Raw genomic sequence first — 20,756 nt, 5'->3', positions numbered from 1 at the left:
ATCGATTGCGCGACCGAGTTTCGCATTCTGCTCGCCGTTTCGCGCGAGCGCCCCGTCTGCTGGTAGACTCGACTCTTGGCTTGCGTGTGGGTTCTTCCCTCACGACCGCTGTGCAGCAGCCCTCTTCTGCTGCCGGCATTCCGAACACTCCTGTACAGAAAGCGTCCACACGTGGCAAACATCAAGTCGCAGATCAAGCGCAACAAGACCAACGCGAAGGCACACGAGCGCAACAAGGCCGTGAAGAGCGAGCTCAAGACCCTCATCCGCTCCACCCGCACGGCAGTCACCGCCGGCGACAAGGCAGCAGCCGAGGCCGGCCTGAAGAAGGCTTCCGTCAAGCTCGACAAGGCCGTCAGCAAGGGTGTCCTGCACAAGAACCAGGCGTCGAACCGCAAGTCGTCGCTCGCCAAGCAGGTCGCTTCCCTCTGAGCCGAAGCTTCTCCGGAAGGCCCGTCCCGTTCATCGGGGCGGGCCTTCTTCGTCCCCTCGGGTTTGAGGCCCCCGCGGGATCGAGAAAGCGGGGGACGGTTACTCGCCGAAGGGCTGGCGCGTGGCGATCACGGTGACCATGCGCTCCAGGGCGAAGATCGGGTCGCGGGCCGCTCCCTTGACCTCACCGTCGGCTCGCGCGGTCGCCTGGATGGCCATCCCGAGAGAGCGCTCGTTCCAGCCGGCCAGGTCACGGCGGGCGCGATCGACCTGCCAGTCCTTCATCACCAGGCGCTGCGCGAGCTGTCGGCTGGGCTCGCGGTTGCCTGCCACGCGCGCCATCGTCCGGAGCTTCATCGCGAAGGCGGCGACCATCGGCACCGGGTCGGCGCCGGACGACAGCGCGTGCCGGAGCGCGACGAGCGCTTCGCCGTAGCGGCCGGCGATGGCCGTATCCGCGACGACGAACGCCGAGACCTCGACGCGACCGCCGTAGTACTTCGTGACGATCTCTTCCGAGATGTCTCCCTCGACGTCGCCGATGAGCTGCTGGCAGGCCGCCGCCAGTTCGGTCAGGTCGTCCGCGAACGCGGAGACGAGCGCACGCAGGGCTGCCGGCGCGATGCGCTTCTTGGCCGCCCGGAACTCTCCGGCGGCGAAGTCCACTCGGTCGCTGTCGCGCTTGACCGCCGGGCAGGCGATCTCGATGCCTCCGCCGGTACCGGCGCGAAGAGCGTCGAGCAGCTTCTTGCCACGCACGCTGGCGCCCGTGTGGCGAAGGATGACCGTCGCCCCCTCCTGGGGGTTGTCGAGGTACGACACGGCTTCCTGGATGAAGGCGTCGGAGCACTTCTCGACACCCGAGACGCGCACCAGTCGCGGTTCTCCGAACAGCGAGGGAGAAGTGAGGGACAGCAGTGTGCCCGGGGCGTAGTCGTCGGCCCGCACGTCACTGACTTCGAGTGCAGGATCTTCCGCGCGCAGGTAGTCGCGCACGCCGGCGATCGCACGCTCTGCGCACACCTCTTCCGGCCCCGACACGAGCACGATCGGCGCGGGGTGCGGTTCGCGCCACGACACCTGCGGGATCTTGGTGGGCTTCGCACCACTGCGAGAGGGGGTACGCGAAGCTGCCATGGGTCCAGCCTACCGGCGCTCACCGACACTGCTCGGCTGGCATTCTCCTCACTCCTCACCTGCACGCTCCGTCCACACCTGCAGTTCGTCGCCGTGCACACCGAGCAGGATCCTCCCCTGCTGGTCCGTGCGCAGATCCTGCGCCCCGGTCGCTGTCAGTAGGTCGAGAGTCTCGACACGCGGATGACCGTAGTCGTTGTCCGCACCGACGCTGAACAACGCCACCCGGGCCCGAAGCGCCTCGTACAGGCCGGGGTCCTGATCCGCGCTGCCGTGATGGGCCACCTTGACCACGTCGTACCCGCCGAGGTCTGCCGCACGCATCAGCAGGCGCTGGGAGGCCGCAGCGAGGTCTCCGAGGAACAGGGATCGCGGCACTCCTCCCCCGTCGAACTCCATCACCACGCTGGCGTCATTCCCTGAGGGAAACACGGGAGACCCTCTCCGGGGCCAGAGGACACGCCACGTCGCCTCCCCGAGTTCGCCCCGCTGTCCTGCCCACGCCTCGTCGACACGTGCACCCCCGTCGAGGAGCACGGCGAGGAGGCGCCGCTCGGAATCCTCAGTGACGGGTCCGTGCAGCACCGCGTCCACCCGACCGACGACGGCGGTGGTCCCGCCGACGTGGTCGAGGTCGAAATGTGTCAGGACGAGGAGGTCGATCCGCTCCACCCCGAGAGACCGCAGACACGCTTCCAGCGGTTCCGGCGCCGGCCCGGTGTCGATCAGTGCGACGCGGTCGCCGGACCGGACGATCAGCGCATCTCCTTGACCGACGTCGCACGCGGCGACGGACCATCCCTCCGGCGACGCCACGGTCGCGAGCGGACCGTCGAGGAGAATGCGGGCACCGGCGAGCGACGACACGATGATGAGGACCGCCGCCGCGCCGCGCCGCAGGAACACCATCGCACGCACGGTGGACGGCCGGCGCGGAACATCAGCGGATCGGAGGAGGACGACCGACACGCACACGCTGACGAGTGCCACCAATGCCGCGCTGCCGATCCCCGCCGGAAGCAGCAGCTGCGCGTTCGGCAGTCGTGCCGTCGTCGTGGCGGTCGTCGCGATCCAGGCGGCGGGAAGCCAGGACGCCGCTGTCAGCAGATCAGCGAGGAACGGCAACGGCGCAGCAAGACACGCCAGCAGACCGATCACCGTGGCGATCGGTGCCGCCGGAGCGGCGAGGAGATTCGCAGCGACCCCGATCAGCGATTGCTGCTCTGCGAACAAGGCGATGATCGGCCCGCATGCCAGTTGCGCGGCGAGCGGGACCGCGATCGCCAGTGCCACCGTGTCGGGCATGACCGTCGCCAGCCCCCGGGCAAGAGGCGGGGCGAGCAGTATCAACGCCCCGGATGCTGCCACGGAGAGTGCGAACCCCGGTGACGTCGCGAGCCACGGATCGGCGAGGAGTATGCCCACGGTGCACAGGGAGAGCATGCCCGCGCCCGCACTCGGACGCCCGAGCAGCACGGTGAGCATCCCGATGGCCGCCATGACCGCTGCACGGATGACGCTCGGCTCCGGAGTGACCAAGACGACGAACCCGGCCAAGCCCACGAGGGAGAGCACGACGCGCAATGCGCGCCCTCCTCCGCACAACGCCGTCAGCCAGAAGAGCGCGACGACGACGATCGCGCAGTTCGCCCCACTCACCGCCGTCAGGTGGCTGAGTCCACTCGTGCGCATGTCGTCGTTCAGCTCCGGGGTGACCGCCCTGGTGTCGCCCACCGCGAGCCCCGGCAGCAGACCGGCACCGGGTTCGGGCAGACGCAACGACCGGGCGACGAAGACGTGCTTGAGGGTCGCCGCAGCAGCGAACACGCCACCCGCTGGCTCGACCACCTCCGCCTCGCTCGCGAAGACGACCAGGGTGGCGCGCTCCCCCGCGTCCGTCGCGGACGCCTCCCCCACGACGCGGATCCGTGCACCGAGTTCGAACCCGTCGCGCGGTTCGATGCCGATGCGCACCGGTGCAGACAACATCGTCGGACGACCGCGAGTACCGATGGTCATCGTCTGCGCGTCAAACCACAGTCGCCCATCTTGGCCGATCGATGCCGACGAGGTCACCGTCCCCGTGACTTCTGCCATGCTCCCCGACCATTCGGCGACTCGCTCGCGTGTGGGGAGGATGAGGGCCACAGAAAGGCCCGTGGCTGCAAGAGCGGCGAGAACCAGTACAGCAAGACCTCCGCCGCCCGGAAGTCGTCGGACTATTCCACGACGTATCCCGAGCATGAGGATGACCGTGCCAGCGGCACAGCCGCCCACCGTCCACCACGCCGACATCGGGAAGAAGACGCACAGCAGGGCACCCGCCCATACCACTGCGGCCAACGGCACCAGCCGCAGATCACGGGGTTTCACACGCGATCGACGGTCCTCCGTGCGGAACTCTGGCTGCGACACCCCGCCACGCTACGAACGTGCAGCGACCACGCGTCACGGCAAGACCGGCAGCGGCGGACAACCGATACGAATCGCCGCCGGTGCAGAGAGAGATCATCCCTCCTGCCCTGAGGCCGAGAAAAAGCACCGGAACGGTAGACACGGCTAGCGCTGAAGTCGAAGAATTGCGGAGCCTTTGGCCGGCCACCTGGCGACGATTACACGAATCTTCTCGCTCCCTCGCACCTCCGGCTACGACCATTAGTTGTCACCGCCCCGTTCATCACGCCCGATCTCAGCAACCTCACCAGCTGGGGTAGATCGCCGAGTGGCCCGATCGACACCGGATCCACACCGCGGACGATGACGTGCTGATAACGATCGCTGCCTGGAGTTCGCTCCAGGACTTTGCGACGCCTGTGAGCGGCTAGCTTGAGATTCGCTGACCTGTCGTCAGCGCTCATGCGCCTATCGAAGAAGAACTCTGCCGTGCTCGCTCTTGGGGTCGTCGCCCTGCTGCTCAGCGGATGCTCGGCTCCGGCCACCGAGCCGAAGCCGGAGACGACCACTGCTGTCTCCGAGGATACGGCCACCGTCGAGGACGCGAGCAGCGATGCATCGTTCGCCGACAACGTGCTGACCCTGCCCGAGTACACGGTCACCATCACCGACACGAAGAAGATCGCGGTCGGCCAGCCCGGCAACGAGTACGGCGAGAAGCCCGTCATCGCGTTCTGGTACGAGGTCACGAACACCTCCGACGACGCGATCGATCCGACGACCGCCTGGATCGGCACCTTCACGGCGATTCAGGACAACGACCCGAACGCCGTGAACGAACTCGACGTCGCCTCCCTCCCGGACGCTCAGTTCCTCGACTCGCAGCTTCAGGACATCAAGAACGGCGGCACGGTCGCCAACGCCGTCGCCTACGAGCTGGACGACGAGACCACCCCCGTCGAGCTGGTCGCCTCCGACGACCTCGGCATGACCGAGTTCGGGCGCGCGACGTTCACCCTGCAGTGACGACTCGAACGGCCCCTGGCGAACCGCTGGGGGCCGTTTCTGCCGAAGCCTCGGGTTCTCGAGCGGATCACCTTTGCCGACGCCTCTCGGCCTCCTGGTCGATAGTCTCAGTCCCATGCCGTTGACGCTCGGAACGATCCTCGACTCGGAGTCGCTGTTCATCCAGGACGTACTGGTGATCAGGCACGCCTACAACGCCGAGCCGGCGTCGAGCCGCCTTGCTGGCGTCCACGCAGGCTCGACGGACGACGACATCCTCGCGTACACACGCCGCCAGTCGGCGAAGTCGCAGATCTTCCCCGTCACCCCGCCGCGATTCTGGATCGTGCTCATGCCGGAAGGCGGCGATCGTGGGCGCCTCTGGCGCGTCGTCGAGAACCGGGGAGAGCTCTCGAACGACGGTGAGCTCCGTGAATTCGACCTCGTCGAGACCGATCACCTCCATGACCTGCTCAGCCGACTCGTGATCAGCTGGAAGGCAGGACGAGTCTGGCGCGTCTACGGCCCGACCGCCGCGACGTACCCGGTGCTCGAGGTCGCCGATGCTCAGCCTCCGCGATTCCCGGGATTCGATCAACTGGTCGTCTCGTATGACGTGCTGAAGGCGGTCGTCAAGGAGCGTCGCTACGCCGCCTGGCAGACAGCGCTCTCGTCGGTTGTCGGCATCTATCTGATTACTGACACCCGCGACGGTCGCCACTACGTGGGCAAGGCCGACGGGGCCGAGAACATCCTGCAGCGCTGGCGCACCTATGCCGCCAACGGGCACGGAGGCAACGTCGCACTGAAAGAGCGAGATCCGTCGACCTTCCGATACTCGCTACTGCGGGTCTTCGATCCCTCAACGCCACTTCGGGATATCAACGCCGCTGAGAGTCACTTCAAGCGGGCGCTGGACAGTATCACCCACGGACTCAACCGAGGCTGAGACTGGGGACGACCATCACTAGACTTCCGAACACGTTCCGAATAGACTCGTGACATGTCTCTCCTCAACGATGTCCGCACGACGACGCGACGCTCGTCGGATCTGAGCAAGCACTCCGCGGACGTGTTCGCCGAAGCAGAAAACCACCCCGTCCAGATCACCCGCCGCGACGGCGAGCCTCTCGTGCTCATGTCCCAGGGCGAGGTGGACGCTCGCGCTCTGCTGCTGCAGTTCGCCGCTGACCTCATCACCGTCACGCTCGACGACGACGGCACTCTCGCCTCGCGCATGACGCGCAAGTTCGAGTGGATGCACGCGCTCAGTGCCGCCGATCAGGCAGCCTGCGCACAGGATCTCGTCGACGCCGCCCGAGCGTCGTTCTCGACCGGCCAGGCCCACCTCGCCGTCGCCGAGCTGACGTCGTGGCGTGAGACGGCAACGGCGATCGCCGCCGGCCTCTCCGCGACGCCCGCCGAGTGGCTCGATGAGGTCCTGTCGGTGGAGCGCCCGAGCTAGTGCCGAAGGACGTCGCAGTCCCGCGTCCGACGAAGAAGTCCGAGTACTCGATCGTGTTCGCCTCGGTCGGCGCCCAGAAGGGGTGGCGTGACCTGCGTGCCACGATCCTCGGCCCGTTGACGGACTCGTGGGACTTTCTCACCCGGACGCCGACGGAACAGACGCCGAGCAACTACCCGCTCAAGGGTGAGCTCGGCGTCGTCACACACCGCGGCAAGGACCACACGCGCTGGCAGCACAAGCCGACCCGGCAGGGTGATGCCCGGATCTGGTTCTACGTCGACGGGCAGACCGTCTACCTCGAGCAGGTCCACACCGCTCACCCGAACCAGACGAAGTGAAGCCGGTCGGTGATACCTGGGTCCGCTGGAAGAACCGGCGACACCGGCGAGAGTCGCGACCTCTACCCTTGACGGAAACGACACACCGATGTGAGGTCACGGGTATGAATGTCGGACAACCACTTGCGCGGCTCGCCGGAGCGCTCGTCATAGCGGTAGCTGCACTCTCCGTCTCAGGCTGCTCCGTACCGGAGCCGCCGGGATATGCGGGCGAGCCAACCGCGACAGGTCTGCCGTTGACCGTCGATGGGCCGCCGGGTTCAGAAATCCAAGCCTGGGTCGATCGGGATGCGCTGGTCGTCACGACAGTCGGATCAGGATCGTGCCCTGTTGTGCCTGTCATCACGGAAATCGACGAAGGCGAACGGGTCGTGATGCTTAGCACGAGCATTCCGAACGCCCAGGGGGCGTGCACTGCCGATAGCTCTCCTCGAACATTCGAGTTGGACGCCGGCCGTGACCTGGAGGGATTCACCGTCCAGGTCACGGCCGACTGAGCGCTTACGGGATCACGCGGCGGTGGAGAAGATGCGCCACGACACCCACCGCCCCGGTTCCGCAGAGGGCCGCGCACCCCCACGCCGCCGCGGGGAGCAGCACGCACAGCAGCGCCACCGCCCAGACCGCGACGGCGAGAGGCAGCAGCCGCAGGTCACGACGCCTCACACCCGTGCGCCATCGCGAATGCCGGCAAGAAGCTTCTCCCCGATGCCGGGGACGGCGAGCAGATCGTCCACGGAACGGAAGCGACCGTTCTCTTCCCGCCAGGCGATGATCCGTGCCGCGAGTGCCGGACCGATGCGCGGGAGAGTCTCCAGCGCCGCCTGGTCGGCGTTGTTGAGATCGATACGGTCGTCGCCGGGCGGGGCGGCTCCCGACTCGGCAGCAGCGGCGCCGACCGTCGGCACGATGATCTGCTCTCCGTCTTCGAGCAGCCGCGCAAGATTGACCGCCGCGAGGTCGGCGACGTCCGTGGTCCCGCCCGCGGCCGCCAGGGCGTCGACGAGTCGCGCGTCCGGATCGAGCACGTAGAGACCGGGAGCCGCCACCGCGCCGAGCACGTGGACGTAGAGCTCTCCGGTGGACCCCGCCCTCGCCTCATCGTCGTCTGTGAGCGACACGGACTCGGTGGGCGGCGTCTGCCCGCGGAGGATACCCAATCCGACAGCCGCCGATAGGACAACGAGTCCCAGCACCACGGCCGCGCCGAGGCTCAGCCGCAGCCGATGCCGGAGCGGCGGAGGAGACGGTGCCTGCGGGGATGCCATCCGGCCAAGCTAGGCGAGGGCGCGGAACCCACGAGCGTCCCGAAACATCCACGGTGGACAACCCGTCCCGGGCGTCCACCGTGGAGAAGAGGCGATCAGCCCTTGACGACGAAGCTGACGATCTTGGGTGCCCTCACGACGACCTTCACGATCTCGCGGTCTCCGATGGAACGGATCACACGCTCGTCCGCACGGGCCAGCACCTCGAGCTCGGACTCGCCGATCCGCGCCGGAACCTCGAGCTGCGCACGCACCTTGCCCCCGACCTGCACGACGGCCGTGACCGTGTCCTCGACCAGAAGCGCCGGGTCGGCGGAGCGCCACGTCACGAGGCCGACGGAAGGCTCGTGGCCGAGCATCTCCCACATCTCCTCCGCGGTGTGCGGCGCGATCAGGTCGAGCATCACGGCGATCGTCTCCGCCGCCTCGCGCACGGCAGGATCCCCTGCACCGGCGGCGCCATCGATCGTCTTGCGGGTGATGTTCACGAGCTCCATGAGGCGCGCGACCAGGACGTTGAACTTCGTCTGCTCGACGAGTGCCGGTGCCTCCGAGAGCAACTTGTGCGTGGCGCGGCGGAGAGCGGCGTCACCGCCGTCGAAGACCACGTCGACGGGGCTCGACACCTCGCCGGCGACGCGCATCGCGCGGGCCAGGAACTTCTGAGCGCCGGTCGTCGAGACGTCGGCCCAGTCCTTGTCGTCTTCCACGGGCCCGGCGAACGCCAACCCGACACGCAGGGCGTCGGCGCCGTGGGCGTCGAGCTCCTCCTGGAAGAGCACCAGGTTGCCCTTGCTCTTGGACATCTTCTGCCCGTCGAGCAGCACCATGCCCTGGTTGATCAGGTTCGAGAAGGGCTCGGTGAAGTCGATCAGCCCCATGTCGAAGAGCACCTTCGTGATGAAGCGCGCGTACAGCAGGTGCAGGATCGCGTGCTCGACGCCGCCGATGTAGGAGTCGACCGGCGCCCAGCGGGCCGCCTGCGCGGGATCGAACGCCACGGTGTCGCTGTTCGGCGAGAGGAAGCGCAGGAAGTACCACGAGCTGTCCACGAACGTGTCCATCGTGTCGGGGTCGCGCAGCACCGGGTCGCCCGTCCGCGGGTCGGTCGTACGGACCCAGCTCTCGGCACCGCCCAGCGGCGAGGTCCCCTTGGGCTTGAGGTCGAGCCCCTCGACGCTCGGCAGCTTCACGGGGAGCTTGTCCTCGGGAACCGGGATGATGCTCCCGTCCTCGGCATGCAGCATCGGGATCGGTGTGCCCCAGAACCGCTGACGCGAGATCAGCCAGTCACGCAGACGGTAGTTCTTGGCGGCACGGCCGGTGCCCGATGCCTCCAGCTGCTCGATCGCCCGCGCGATGGCGTTGCGCTTGGACAGACCGTTCAGAGCGCCCGAGTTGATCATGCGGCCCTCGCCCGTGAGAGCGATACCGGTGGCCGCGGGGCTCTGCTCCTCGAGCGCGGCACCGGTGTCGACCGGCACGCCGTCTTCGTCGACCTCGATCACGGGCATCGCCCCCGTGACGGGAGCGGTCGTGTCGACGACGACCTTGACGGGCAGGTCGAACGCGCGGGCGAAGTCCAGGTCGCGCTGATCGTGTGCCGGGACAGCCATGACCGCCCCGTGTCCGTAGTCGGCCAGCACGTAGTCCGCTGCCCACACCGGCAGCTTCTCGCCGTTGACCGGGTTGATCGCGTAGCGCTCGAGGAACACACCGGTCTTCGGGCGGTCCGTGGACTGCCGATCGATGTCGGTCTCCTTCTGCACCTGCTCCAGGTACGTCTGGAAGCGCTCACGCACATCCTCGGAGGCACCGGCGGCGAGCTCGGATGCCAGGTCGGAGTCGGGTGCGACCACGAAGAACGTCGCGCCGTGCAGCGTGTCGGGGCGCGTCGAGAACACCGTGACCGGCTCCTCGCGACCCTCGATCAGGAAGTCGACGTCGGCACCCACCGAGCGACCGATCCAGTTGCGCTGCATCTGCAGCACCTTGTGCGGCCAGAATCCCTCGAGCTGGTTCAGGTCGTCGAGCAGACGGTCGGCGTAGTCGGTGATCCGGAAGTACCACTGCGTGAGCTTCTTCTTGACCACCTCGGCGCCACAGCGATCACAGCGTCCGTCGACGACCTGCTCGTTCGCCAGCACCGTCTGGTCGTTCGGGCACCAGTTGACCGGACTCTTCTTGCGATACGCCAGCCCGCGCTCGTACAGCTTCAAGAACAGCCACTGGTTCCAGCGGTAGTACTCGGGGTCGGAGGTGTGCAGCACGCGGCTCCAGTCGAACGAGACGCCGTACGCCTCGAAGCCCACCTTCTGCTGCGCGATGTTCTGATAGGTCCAGTCCCGAGGGTCGGCTCCCTGACGGATCGCAGCGTTCTCCGCGGGCAACCCGAACGAGTCCCAGCCGATCGGATTCAGGACGTTGTGCCCGCGGTGGCGCCAGAAGCGCGCCACGATGTCGGAGTAGAGGTAGTTCTCCGCGTGGCCCATGTGCAGGTCGCCGGACGGGTACGGGAACATCGCGAGCACGTACCGGCGCGGCCGGGTGTCGTCGTCGCCGCCCGTGAGGAACGTGCCGTTCTCCGCCCAGTACTTCTGCCACTTGTTCTGGATGGCGTGCGCCGACGGGGCCTCGTCGTCGGCAGGGGCGGTGGACAGGTTCTCAGACAACGAACGCACGACCAATCTGAAGGGAAAAGCGGGATCAGTTCAGGATATCGGAACGCCAGGACGCAGGCGTTTCCGCACCGAGGGCGGCGAGCGGCGCCCGCGCCTTGATCGCCACCTCGGCGACCTCGGCAGCGGCGACCGAACCCCAGGTGATTCCGCCGCCCGCACCGACCACCGCCTTCTCCCCGTCGAGGAGGATGCTGCGGATGACCATGGCGAGGTCGAGCACCCCGTCCGCGCCGATGTAGCCGAAGCACCCCGCGTACACTCCCCGCGCGCCGCCTTCGAGCTCATGCAGCCTGGTCATCGCCGAGAGCTTGGGCGCTCCCGTCATACTGCCGGCGGGGAAGGTCGCGTCGAGAAGGGCGCCGACCGTGGCCCCCGGCTCTGCCGTTCCGCTCACGGTGCTCACCAGCTGGTGCACGGCGGGATAGCTCTCGACCACCCAGAGCCCTTCCACGCGGATCGTCCCCGGCACGCACACCCGCGACAGGTCGTTGCGCATGAGGTCGACGATCATGACGTTCTCCGCACGCTCCTTGCGGTCGCCGGCGAGTTCTGCGGCGAGCGCGGCGTCTTCGAGGGGATCGGCGCTCCGGGGCCTCGTTCCCTTGATGGGGCGCGTCCGGATCACTCCCCCTTCGGCGTGGAGGAACTGTTCCGGACTGGCGCTCAGCAGCGTGTGGTCGCCGATGCGCACGAAACCGCCGTGGTGGGCGGGGGTCGTTCCTCGGAGGCGGTCGTACACGGCGACCGGGTCATGGATGCCGGGAACGGTGAAGCGTGTGGTCAGGCACAGCTGGTAGGCGATGCCTGCGCGGATGAAGTCACGGCAGCGTTCGATGAGTGCGAGGTATTCGTGTGGGGTGTGCCTGGGCTCCGCAACACGTGGGGCCGCGGCCGCGCCCGCAAAGGATTCCTCACTGCCGGGACGCTCAGCGGCTTCCGTCGCTGCGTGGACCTCGTCCGTCCAGACCTCGAGGTCATCTGCGGAGGAGAGCACCCAAGTGCGACGGCGTGCATGATCGAAGGCGACGACATGCGTGACGAGCAACCAAGACCCTCCTGGCGTCTCCTCCGGCTGTGCGACCGGCGCGCCGGACGCCGATGCTCCGCTCTCGTAGTCGAGCCAGCCCACCCACCCCCCGGTGAACGGCGGCCACGACGGGTCGGTCGAAGGGGCGTCGAGAGGCACGTCCCGCGGCAGGCTCGAACGCCTCCCCGTCCCGATGAAGCTCCAGCCTTCCGTCGCCCGCGCGCCCGCATCCAGCCAGAAGACGTCGATGCCCCGCGCCTCGATCATCCGAAACACGGGTGACGGCTCCACCCAGGTGGGAAGCGGATGAGCAGTCAGCGGTTCGAGCACCTTTCCAGCCTAGGACCGGGCTGCTCCCGTATCCTCATGGGGTGGACGACCTCCTGATCTGGCTCCTCGACACCGTGCAGTCGGTCGATCCGGTCGCTCGCACCCTGATCGCCGGACTCGCTGTCATGCTCGAGACGAGCATCCTGATCGGGCTCATCGTTCCCGGTGACACGATCGTGATCATCGCCTCGATGGGGGTGGCGACTCCCCTGGAGGGCATCGCGATGGGCGTCGCGGTCGTGATCGGCGCCTTGATCGGCGAGAGCATCGGATTCTGGCTCGGGCGCTGGCTGGGACCCCACATCCGTGTGTCCTGGCTGGGACGACGGATCGGCGAGCACAACTGGGTGCGCGCCGAGAACTACCTCGAACGCCGCGGCGGCATCGCGATCTTCCTCTCGCGCTTCCTGCCCGTCCTGCATTCCCTGGTGCCCCTGACCGTCGGCATGAGCGAATACCCGTACCGCAAGTTCCTCGCCTGGACGGCACCCGCGTGCGTCCTCTGGGCGACCGCCTACGTGAGCGTCACCTCCCTCGCGGCGGGCAGCTTCCGGGAACTCGTCGACCGCGTGCACTTCGCGGGGTACATCTTCGTCGGTGTGATCGCCGTGTTCCTCCTGCTGATCTACCTCGGCAAGAAGCTGCTGCAGCGGGCTGAGGCCCGTCACCTGAAGGCTCCGGAGACAGAGGCCGACGCCGACGTGAAAGACTGAGGCAATGGCATCCGCTCCCCCGGCGCCCCGGATCCACTGGTTCGCCCGACTCGAACACCGCCTGCATGTCTGGCGTGAAGGTCGCGCGCGCCGTCGTGGCCGCGTCGCGACGATCCTCCCGTTCCCCGGATACGGGGGTCCCGGCTGGGTGCGTGTCGTAGGCCGCGTGCTGATCGTCCCCCCGCAGCGCCGCACACGCGACGGGGAGCCGGCGAGTGTCCGCGGCTGGCGCAGCTTCGTCGGCATCCCGGTGGGTTTCGCCGCAGTGACCGTGCAGATCGGCGACTCTACGCACCAGGTCGTCGCTGACCGCGGCGGGGTGGTCGACTCGACGGTCCACGTGGACCTGGAGCCGGGTTGGCAGACGTTCACGTTCTCCGTGGAGGGACAGGAGCCCGTGGAAGCACGAGCTTTCGTCGTCGCCGATGGCACCCGGTTCGGCGTCGTGTCCGATGTCGACGACACCGTGATGGTGACGGCGCTGCCTCGTCCCTTCATCGCTTTCTGGAACTCCTTCGTGCTCGACGAGCACGCGCGCCTCCCCGTGCCGGGGATGGCCGTGCTGCTCGACCAGCTGCTGCGACAGCACCCGGGCGCCCCGATGGTGTACCTCTCGACCGGCGCGTGGAACGTCGCCCCCACGCTGTGGCGCTTCCTCGGACGCCATCTCTTCCCCGCGGGTTCCATGCTCCTCACCGACTGGGGACCCACGCACGAGCGCTGGTTCCGCAGCGGGCGCGAGCACAAGCTCACCAACCTGCGACGTCTCGCGACGGAGTTCCCCGACGTCAAGTGGCTCCTGATCGGAGACGACGGACAGCACGACGAAGCCATCTACTCCCAGTTCATGGACGAGCATCCCGATTCCGTCGCCGGGGTGGCCATCCGTCGCCTTCTTCCCGCCGAGGCGGTCCTGGCCGGCGGCCGGGCCGGCCGCGAGCCCCATTCCGAAGACGTCGCCCCCTGGGTGAGCGCCGAAGACGGCGCCGGGCTGCGCGATCTGCTCGGCGAGGCCGGCATCCTGCACTGACATGTCCCTCGCCCGCCAGGACTGGCTACTCCGTGAAGAGGCACATCGCGACCGCGCGGATGCCCTGACCGCTGCCCACCGAGATCGTGCGACCAGGGCCGAGAAGCACCCGGTCTGGGACTTCCTGTTCAAGTACTACTCCTACAAGCCCGCACAGCTGCGTCGCTGGCATCCCGGAGCGGGTGTCGAGCTGGCCGACGCCGTCGACCGCCTCGACTGGCGCTGGTACTCCCCCGGACGGTCTGCAGGGAGCGCTGTGCCCGATGCCTTCGCTTTCGGCCAGGAGAAGGCGGAGCTGGCGGCTCTCATCGAGAAGATGCTCCGCCGCACGGCATCGCGTCCCGGGCAGTTCGGCTGCTTCGGTCTGCACGAGTGGGCGATGGTGTATCGCGCCGAGGAGCACCGCCACGCGGTTCCGCTGCGACTGGGGCAGGCCGGGACGGATGCCGTGGTCGAGAATCACGACCTCCGCTGCACCCATTTCGACGCCTTCCGCTTCTTCACCCCCGAAGCGGTCCCCCGAAATCGCACCTCGTTGAGCCGCGACGAGCAGCCTCTGTTCGAGCAGCCCGGCTGCCTGCACGCGGGCATGGACCTGTACAAGTGGGCGACGAAGCTCGGTCCCCTGATCCCCGGCGAACTGCTCCTGGATTCGTTCGAACTCGCGCGCGACATCCGACTCCTCGACATGCAGGCGGCACCGTACGATCTCTCCGCGTGGGATGTGGTTCCCGTGCCCATCGAGACACCCGAGGGAAAAGCAGAGTATGTGCGCAGGCAGCGGATCTTCGCGGACCGTGGCGCCGCCCTCCGCGCGGCGTTGCTGAACGCCTGGCTCGGCGACGGAGCACGCGAGGCCGCCTGAGCACCGGTCAGCCCACCGGCGTGCAATCGTCGCAGACCGTCCACGGCGCCGCGGCCGCAGCGAGCTCCAGTCGGAGTGCGACGACGCGCGTCGCTGCCTCTTCGAGCCGCTCCGCCGGCAGGGTGCCCTTCTCCACCGCCGTGGCGATGCCCGCCGCCATCGCGCCCGCCGTACTCGCATCGGAACCGGCGATCATCAGCACGAGGTCGTTTCCCGCCGCGATCGCGGCCACTCCGTTCGCGACCGGATCCGCATAGGCGGGATCGCCGGATGACAACAGCATTCCGAGATCATCCGTCACCGCGACCCCGTCGAAGCCGAGCTCCTCCCTGGCGATCTCATGCCACTTCGCGGAAAGAGACGCCGGCGATGCGTCGACGGCCGTGTAGGCGAGGTGGCCGTACATCAGGAGGGATGCCCCGGCGTCGATCCCCGCTGCGAAGGGCACCGCCTCGGTCTCGCGCCACTGGTCGAGGCCCATCGTCGTGCTCGGGATCACGTGATGCGAGTCGCCGGGCGCCGCACCGTGTCCGGGGAAGTGTTTGAGGGTGGAGGCGACGAACTGCTCCTGGGCGGTGGTCGCGGCGGACACCCGGTCGGCGGCGCTCGCCGGGTCGGTGCCGAGGGCACGGCCGTAGATGAAGGTCCCGGGATCTGCGGTGACGTCGGCGACCGTTCCGAAGTTCACCGTGATCCCCGCGCGCCCGACCAGCGAACCGCGGGCGGTGAACGCCGAGGTCGTCTCGGCGACCGGGAGGTGCTTCAACGACGAGGACGCCGGGTAGTCATCACCGTGCAGGCGCGACACGATGCCGCCTTCCTGATCGACCGCGATCAGCGGTGGGAGCTCTGGATCCACCGTCAGGGCGGTCGTCAGACTCTGCAGTTCGCCCTCGGTCGCCGGAATGTTGGCACCCATGAGGATGAACCCGCCGAGGCCGGACTCCATGTACGAACGGAGCATCGCCGGATCCGTCCCTGCCACATGCCCCATGACCACGGTGGACGCCTGCTCCGCCACCGACATCCCTCGCACGAGCGCGGTCGCATGGGCGGTCGAGTCACCGGGCTCGGCCGCCGTTGCGGCGACGGTCGGAGTCGTCGTCGGCACAGCGCTCGACGCCGCAGCCGCCGGTGAGACGCAGAGAACCGTGGTCGCGACGATGACGAGGGCACCGGCGGCCCATCGGCGGGGTCGGGACATGGTGACTTCTCCGCGGCGCCGCCGTGTCAGCAGCCGAGCGCTTCGGCGATGGGCACCGCCGACGCCGGATCGCCGTTGCCGAAGCGGATCGTCCGCCCGATCGTGCACGGCCCGTGCAGCGATGCGGCGATGACGGCCGCCACATCGGCCCGAGACACCGCACCCCGCCCCGTGGGGTCGATCTGGATCCGTGAGGTCGGTTCGTCGAAGGTGAGCGCGCCCGGTGCGAGGATCGTGCCCTCGAGCCCGCTCGCGCGCAGGTGTTCGTCCGCAGCCCACTTGGCATCGGCGTAGGGGAAGAAGGAGTCGTCCTCGGGAACGCCGTGGTCCGCCGTCGACCCGAGCCACGAGACCATCACATAGCGCCGCACGCCGGCCCGCTCCGCCGCGTTCATGGAGCGTTTCGCGGCATCGCGATCGACCGCGTACGTGCGCTCCGGGGATCCGCCCCCGGCACCGGCGGACCAGACGACCGCGTCGTGACCGCGGATGATCTCGGCGAGTGCCTCGACGTCGATACTCTCGACATCGGCGACCAGTGCTTTCGCCCCGACGGCTTCGACGTCGGCGACATGGGCCGGGTTTCGGATCACCCCCGTCACCTCATCGCCTCGCTCGACGAGCAAGGGAGCGAGCAGGAGGGCGATGCGGCCGTGGCCGCCGAACACGAGGATGCGTGACATGCCCTCACCCTACGCGCCTGAGCTGACGTCGGCTCGGTCCGGAATCGCCGTCCGCGACTTTCCGTTCCTCTACACTCGGGGCAAAGGTGCCGACCCGAATGGCATCTTCCCGGACACCAGGACGACGATGCCCACACCGCTGATCGAGCGTGAGATCACCCGACGCGTCTCCCTCACCACTGCACACGGAGCACTGAATCCGGAAGCCCTCGGTTGGTCGCGCACACCGTTGCACGACACATCCGGCATCCCCGGCCGCCGACATTGGGGGCGCAACAAGCGCTGGGAGTACTGGAACGTGATGTCGCCCTCGCACATCATCGCGTTCACGGTCTCGTGCGTCGACTACTTGGCGTTGCATGAAATCTGGGTCCTGGATCGAGCGACGGGCGAGGATGTCGGATCCACCGTGATCTCCGCCGGCGGACGCAGCGCGACGCTGCCTTCCTCGCTCGGAGAGGGGCCTGCCAGGGCGCGTACCCGTCGGCTCACCCTCGAGATCGATGACGCCGTCGACGGGACGCGTCTGCGGGGCAGCGCCCCGAGGCTGTCGTTCGACCTGTTCGCGGCGCGTCCGGTGGGTCACGAATCGCTCGGCGTCGTCGTGCCGTGGCGACGGTCAGAGCGCACCGCGCGGTTTCAGTACACGGTGAAAGACGTGGGTCGGCCCACGACGGGAACTGTCACGGTCGATGACATCGCACACGAGGTGCCCACCGGTAGTTGGGCGGTGCTGGACCACGGTCGTGGTCGCTGGCCGTATCGCGTGCACTGGAACTGGGCGGCCGGAAGTGGCATCGTCGACGGGCGGGTCGTCGGGTTGCAGCTCGGCTCGAAATGGACGGACGGCTCGGGGGTGACGGAGAACGCCCTCGTGGTCGATGGCCACCTGTCGAAGATCAGCGAAGAGCTGGTGTGGGACTACGACTCCGAGAACTTCCTGCGTCCGTGGCGAGTACACGGCGAAACCGCCGATCTGACGTTCTCCCCGTTCTACGACAAGCGTTCCCGCACCAACGCGGTCGTCATCGCCAGCAGAACAGACCAGTTGTTCGGAGTCTGGACGGGGTGGGCGCTGGACGATACGGGAACGCGGGTGCGCGTCGACGGCATCGAAGGCTTCGCCGAGGAGGTGCTCAACCGCTGGTGACGCGGGCGTCCGACGATCGCAGTGCTCGCTGGACACCCTTCGCGGCCGAGCGACCGGCACGGTTCGCACCGATCGTGCTCGCCGAGGGGCCGTAGCCGACCAGCTGCACGCGGGGATCGACGACGGCGGTCGTGCCTCGCCCGTTCCGGTCGAGCTGGATACCTCCGGCCGCACTGCGCAGGTGGAGAGGAGCCAGATGAGTGATCGCGGGGCGGAACCCCGTGGCCCACAGGATGACGTCGACCCGCTCGAAACTCCCGTCCGCCCAGCGCACACCGTCGGGTTCGATGCGCTCGAACAGGGGGCGTCGGTCGGCATACGCTCCGAGACGCTCGGCCTCGCGCTCCTGCGGGCGCAGCATGAGCCCGGTGACGCTGACCACACTCTGCGGAGGAAGCCCGGCCGCGACGCGCTGCTCGACGAGGGCGACCGCTGCGGCCCCCGCCTCAGGGGTGAAGTCGTCGTCCCGCCAGACCGGCTCCCGGCGGGTGACCCACAGGGTCTCGGTGATCGGCGCGAGCGCTCCGAGGAACTGCACGGCGGACGCTCCTCCCCCCACCACGAGCACGCGTTTGCCGATGAAGTGCTCCGGCCCCGGATAGTCCACGGTGTGCAGCTGCTCTCCGACGAACGTCTCCATGCCGGGGAAGTGCGGCAGGAACGGGTGCGACCAGGTACCGGTCGCATTCACGAGCGTGCGGCTCGTCCACTCCCCCTCCCGGGCTCGCACGACGAGCACTCCATCCTGGTCTTCCACGCGCTCGACGTGCACCGGGCGGAGCACGGGAAGCGCATGGGTCTTCTCGTATCGGGCGAAGTAGGCGGGCACGGCCTCGTTGGCGCGTGCACCGTCACGCGGCGGCGGAGTGTCTCCCGGAAGCTCCGCGACACCGTGCACGTCACGCATCGTCAGCGCGTCCCATCGGTGCTGCCACGCCCCGCCGGGCCGCTCGTCGGCGTCGAGCACCACGTGCGAGATCCCGAGCCGCGAGAGGTGGAACGCTGCCGAGAGACCGGCCTGCCCTGCGCCGATCACCAGACTGTCGAGGATACTCACGCCCACTTCAACGTCTCGGTCGGTGCGCTTGTTCCTGCACACTCCTGCTGCGCACGAGGACGCGCCCGGGATGCTCACTCGGATTGGTGCTCGCGTCGATTCGTGTAGTACTCTTTTCAAGTTGCTCCGGCTGGTTCGGAACAGCGTCTGGGCCTGTGGCGCAGCTGGTAGCGCACCTGCATGGCATGCAGGGGGTCAGGGGTTCGAGTCCCCTCAGGTCCACCGAAAAGCCCCCGGTTCTCCGGGGGCTTCTTCCGTTCGCGGAGCCGTCCTAGCGCGCGTCCTCACGACCGTCAACCCGGTTCAGCCCGCGCACGGTCCGTCGTATCGTCGACACATCTCGACGAAAGGATGCGATCATGTCGAACCCGATCATTCCCCCGATTCCGCCGATCCCCGACGACGAGGACCGCGAGGGAGCACCCACCCAGGAAGTCGACGGTGAGCGCATCCTCGACCCGGACGTGGATGACGCGCTCATCGACAGCGCCGAGGCCGACCGTGTCGCCGCCGGAGCCGACGACGCCGACGACACCGAGGTCTGAAACCGACGGTGTCGACGCGACCCGATCGGAGCCTTTAGGTCGCCAACAGCGGTGGCTGACCGGGGATGGAGATCGGCCGTGTCGCTCGATTCGAGTCGCCCAACCGTTCGACGTCCTCGAGCACCTCGAACACCGTCCCGTAGCGTGTCGCGAGCGGCAGATCGCGCAACCACGTGACCTCGACTTCGGTCTCGGCGAGTTCGTACACGCACGCCACCACGTGACGCGGATCGTTCGGCGAGTAGCGAAGGTCGTTGATCACCCACTCCGACGCCGTGATGCGGTTGAGCATGAAACGCGGATCCGGCAGTTCAGACATGTAGGCCCTCCAGGACTTCCTCTCTGAAGAGAGTGCGCCACGCAAGCGTGGCGCGGAAGCCCCTTGACACCGCGCGCCGAGGGTGCCGTCGGCCTACGACGCGGACTCGGCAGACCCCGCCGAGGCGACCTGAGCCCGCCACCACGGCGTCTCGATGAAACCGCGCTTCATGAAGACCAGCTCCATCGCCGCGTTCCAGCCTCTGACGCCCTTGAGGTGCGCGATGGTCCCGGTGAGGAAGTCGTGCAGCGTCTCGGTGGTCGGCAGGATGATCTCGCAGTAGAGCGAGTTCTCCTCGAGCGCCGCCGCGAGGAATCGCACCGACACGTGATGGGCCAGCGTCTGCGCGACGGAAGCGATCCGCGACGGCTCGACCCGCAGGATCAGCAGGGTCTCCGCGCTCATGCCCAACGCCGATGCCGGCACCATGGTCACCGTGGTCAGGCACCCGGCGTTGCGCATGCGCTCATAGCGACGGCGCACACTGCTCTCGTTCATGTCGAGCGTGTCGCCGATCGACTGGAACGACGCGCGTCCGTTGTGGCGAAGCTCCTCCACGATGGCACGATCGGCATCGTCGAAGTGCGTGGGATCGCACGTGTTCGGCGCCGGCATGTACGACTGCGGGTCGCTCGCGGCTTCGGCATGGGCGTCGTAGAGCTGTCGCCCCCAGTCGAAGCTCACCTTGTAGGTGTGCACGACCAGGTCGCTGCGCCAGCGTTCGACCCCCGGGATGGCCTGCAGATCCGTGAGCACGTGTGCATAGGTCGCCGAATCGCCGGGGATGACGACCTCCGCGAAGACGTCGAACTTGCCGGTGACCAGGGTCACGAACCGCACGTACGGCGAGCCGATTAGCGCCTGCGCGACGGTCAGCTGCGATCCGGGCGTGCAATTGATGCGCACGAAAAAAGTCTCGACGTGCCCTTCGCTGCCCAGGGTCGGCACGATGCCCACCCGGACCAGCCCTTCGGCGAGCAGTTGCTGTCCGCGACGGGTCACGGTGGAGACGGGGGCACCCGCGAACTCCGCGATCGACGTCCAGCTCGCCCGGCCGTCCTGCTGCAGAGCGACGACGATCCGCCGATCGAGATCGCTCACTTCCCTCAT

General features: G+C 67.9%; 21 protein-coding genes and 1 tRNA gene. 11 read left to right on the top strand and 11 right to left on the bottom strand.

The annotated features are described in order from the left end of the window. The first annotated feature begins 171 nt into the window (after positions 1 to 171). The gene (gene rpsT, locus L978_RS02420; protein WP_047519918.1) at positions 172 to 432 is read left to right on the top strand and encodes a 30S ribosomal protein S20; all 261 of its coding nucleotides are present in this window, start codon (positions 172 to 174) and stop codon (positions 430 to 432) included. A 99-nt stretch (positions 433 to 531) separates the two neighbouring features. Here rpsT and holA read toward each other — a convergent pair whose 3' ends face one another. Together holA and L978_RS02410 are read right to left on the bottom strand one after the other, a co-directional pair. Continuing rightward, positions 532 to 1,569 carry a DNA polymerase III subunit delta gene (gene holA, locus L978_RS02415; protein ID WP_047519916.1) on the bottom strand — a complete coding sequence of 346 codons (1,038 nt, stop codon included), beginning with the start codon at positions 1,567 to 1,569 and terminating at the stop codon, positions 532 to 534. A 48-nt stretch (positions 1,570 to 1,617) separates the two neighbouring features. Further along, positions 1,618 to 3,666 (bottom strand): ComEC/Rec2 family competence protein, encoded by a 2,049-nt coding sequence (locus tag L978_RS02410; RefSeq protein ID WP_231554953.1) that lies wholly within the window; start codon positions 3,664 to 3,666, stop codon positions 1,618 to 1,620. Between the two features lie 786 nt (positions 3,667 to 4,452). On the opposite strand from L978_RS02410, the gene L978_RS02405 reads away from it, so the two are divergent. The 4 genes from L978_RS02405 (at position 4,453) to L978_RS02390 (ending at position 6,774) form a co-directional block, all read left to right on the top strand. Then, the gene (locus tag L978_RS02405; RefSeq protein ID WP_047520122.1) at positions 4,453 to 4,989 is read left to right on the top strand and encodes a DUF5067 domain-containing protein; all 537 of its coding nucleotides are present in this window, start codon (positions 4,453 to 4,455) and stop codon (positions 4,987 to 4,989) included. A 115-nt stretch (positions 4,990 to 5,104) separates the two neighbouring features. Next, positions 5,105 to 5,917, top strand: a complete 813-nt coding sequence (locus tag L978_RS02400; RefSeq protein WP_047519912.1) for a GIY-YIG nuclease family protein — start codon at positions 5,105 to 5,107, stop codon at positions 5,915 to 5,917. A 54-nt stretch (positions 5,918 to 5,971) separates the two neighbouring features. After that, complete coding sequence (locus L978_RS02395) at positions 5,972 to 6,433, top strand: hypothetical protein (RefSeq protein ID WP_047519910.1); 462 nt, start codon at positions 5,972 to 5,974, stop codon at positions 6,431 to 6,433. Then, complete coding sequence (locus L978_RS02390; RefSeq protein ID WP_047519908.1) at positions 6,433 to 6,774, top strand: hypothetical protein; 342 nt, start codon at positions 6,433 to 6,435, stop codon at positions 6,772 to 6,774. Before L978_RS02395 ends, L978_RS02390 begins: the two co-directional genes overlap by 1 nt. A 501-nt stretch (positions 6,775 to 7,275) precedes the next feature. Here the strand turns inward: L978_RS02390 and L978_RS18675 are convergent. The 4 genes from L978_RS18675 to L978_RS02375 form a co-directional block, all read right to left on the bottom strand. Further along, complete coding sequence (locus L978_RS18675) at positions 7,276 to 7,440, bottom strand: hypothetical protein (RefSeq protein ID WP_156118209.1); 165 nt, start codon at positions 7,438 to 7,440, stop codon at positions 7,276 to 7,278. Beyond that, positions 7,437 to 8,042, bottom strand: coding sequence for a helix-hairpin-helix domain-containing protein (locus L978_RS02385; RefSeq protein ID WP_052193274.1), 606 nt, complete (start codon positions 8,040 to 8,042; stop codon positions 7,437 to 7,439). Before L978_RS02385 ends, L978_RS18675 begins: the two co-directional genes overlap by 4 nt. 95 nt (positions 8,043 to 8,137) lie before the next feature. Continuing rightward, positions 8,138 to 10,714: a leucine--tRNA ligase gene (leuS, locus tag L978_RS02380; RefSeq protein ID WP_047520118.1), complete on the bottom strand. Its 2,577-nt coding sequence runs from the start codon at positions 10,712 to 10,714 to the stop codon at positions 8,138 to 8,140. Between the two features lie 34 nt (positions 10,715 to 10,748). Continuing rightward, complete coding sequence (locus L978_RS02375) at positions 10,749 to 12,080, bottom strand: anthranilate synthase component I family protein (RefSeq protein WP_052193273.1); 1,332 nt, start codon at positions 12,078 to 12,080, stop codon at positions 10,749 to 10,751. Positions 12,081 to 12,121: 41 nt separating this feature from the next. Between L978_RS02375 and L978_RS02370 the strand changes: the two genes are divergently transcribed. Genes L978_RS02370 through L978_RS02360 form a run of 3 tightly spaced genes read left to right on the top strand, consistent with a single transcriptional unit; the run spans position 12,122 to position 14,688 of the window. Further along, positions 12,122 to 12,793 (top strand): DedA family protein, encoded by a 672-nt coding sequence (locus L978_RS02370; protein WP_047519906.1) that lies wholly within the window; start codon positions 12,122 to 12,124, stop codon positions 12,791 to 12,793. A gap of 4 nt (positions 12,794 to 12,797) precedes the next feature. Next, on the top strand, positions 12,798 to 13,823 hold the full coding sequence (locus L978_RS02365) for an App1 family protein (RefSeq protein ID WP_047519904.1): 1,026 nt from the start codon (positions 12,798 to 12,800) through the stop codon (positions 13,821 to 13,823). A 1-nt stretch (position 13,824) separates the two neighbouring features. Beyond that, positions 13,825 to 14,688: a hypothetical protein gene (locus L978_RS02360; RefSeq protein ID WP_047519902.1), complete on the top strand. Its 864-nt coding sequence runs from the start codon at positions 13,825 to 13,827 to the stop codon at positions 14,686 to 14,688. 7 nt (positions 14,689 to 14,695) lie between these two features. Here L978_RS02360 and L978_RS02355 read toward each other — a convergent pair whose 3' ends face one another. Together L978_RS02355 and L978_RS02350 are read right to left on the bottom strand one after the other, a co-directional pair. Further along, complete coding sequence (locus L978_RS02355) at positions 14,696 to 15,892, bottom strand: glycoside hydrolase family 3 N-terminal domain-containing protein (protein ID WP_047519900.1); 1,197 nt, start codon at positions 15,890 to 15,892, stop codon at positions 14,696 to 14,698. 26 nt (positions 15,893 to 15,918) lie between these two features. Beyond that, positions 15,919 to 16,575: an SDR family oxidoreductase gene (locus tag L978_RS02350; protein WP_047519898.1), complete on the bottom strand. Its 657-nt coding sequence runs from the start codon at positions 16,573 to 16,575 to the stop codon at positions 15,919 to 15,921. Here L978_RS02350 and L978_RS02345 point away from each other — a divergent pair. Next, a complete protein-coding gene (locus L978_RS02345) occupies positions 16,574 to 17,725 on the top strand; it encodes a DUF2804 domain-containing protein (RefSeq protein WP_231554952.1) in 1,152 nt (383 codons plus the stop codon). The genes L978_RS02350 and L978_RS02345 overlap by 2 nt on opposite strands. Here the strand turns inward: L978_RS02345 and L978_RS02340 are convergent. Continuing rightward, positions 17,712 to 18,782, bottom strand: coding sequence for an NAD(P)-binding domain-containing protein (locus L978_RS02340; RefSeq protein ID WP_047520113.1), 1,071 nt, complete (start codon positions 18,780 to 18,782; stop codon positions 17,712 to 17,714). The genes L978_RS02345 and L978_RS02340 overlap by 14 nt on opposite strands. Before the next feature lie 149 nt (positions 18,783 to 18,931). On the opposite strand from L978_RS02340, the gene L978_RS02335 reads away from it, so the two are divergent. Both L978_RS02335 and L978_RS02330 read left to right on the top strand, forming a co-directional pair. Beyond that, a tRNA-Ala gene (locus L978_RS02335) sits at positions 18,932 to 19,004 on the top strand. Positions 19,005 to 19,141: 137 nt separating this feature from the next. Continuing rightward, positions 19,142 to 19,327, top strand: coding sequence for a hypothetical protein (locus tag L978_RS02330; RefSeq protein ID WP_047519896.1), 186 nt, complete (start codon positions 19,142 to 19,144; stop codon positions 19,325 to 19,327). A 34-nt stretch (positions 19,328 to 19,361) separates the two neighbouring features. On the opposite strand, the gene L978_RS02325 is transcribed toward L978_RS02330, so the two are convergent. Then, positions 19,362 to 19,646, bottom strand: coding sequence for a hypothetical protein (locus L978_RS02325; RefSeq protein ID WP_047519894.1), 285 nt, complete (start codon positions 19,644 to 19,646; stop codon positions 19,362 to 19,364). A 93-nt stretch (positions 19,647 to 19,739) separates the two neighbouring features. Then, positions 19,740 to 20,756 carry an Lrp/AsnC family transcriptional regulator gene (locus tag L978_RS02320; protein ID WP_047520112.1) on the bottom strand — a complete coding sequence of 339 codons (1,017 nt, stop codon included), beginning with the start codon at positions 20,754 to 20,756 and terminating at the stop codon, positions 19,740 to 19,742.

Source organism: Microbacterium sp. ZOR0019 (assembly GCF_000800925.1).
GTDB lineage: Bacteria > Actinomycetota > Actinomycetes > Actinomycetales > Microbacteriaceae > Microbacterium > Microbacterium aurugineum.
Note: the sequence above shows the minus strand (reverse complement) of the source record. Positions and strands in the feature narration are given on the sequence as shown.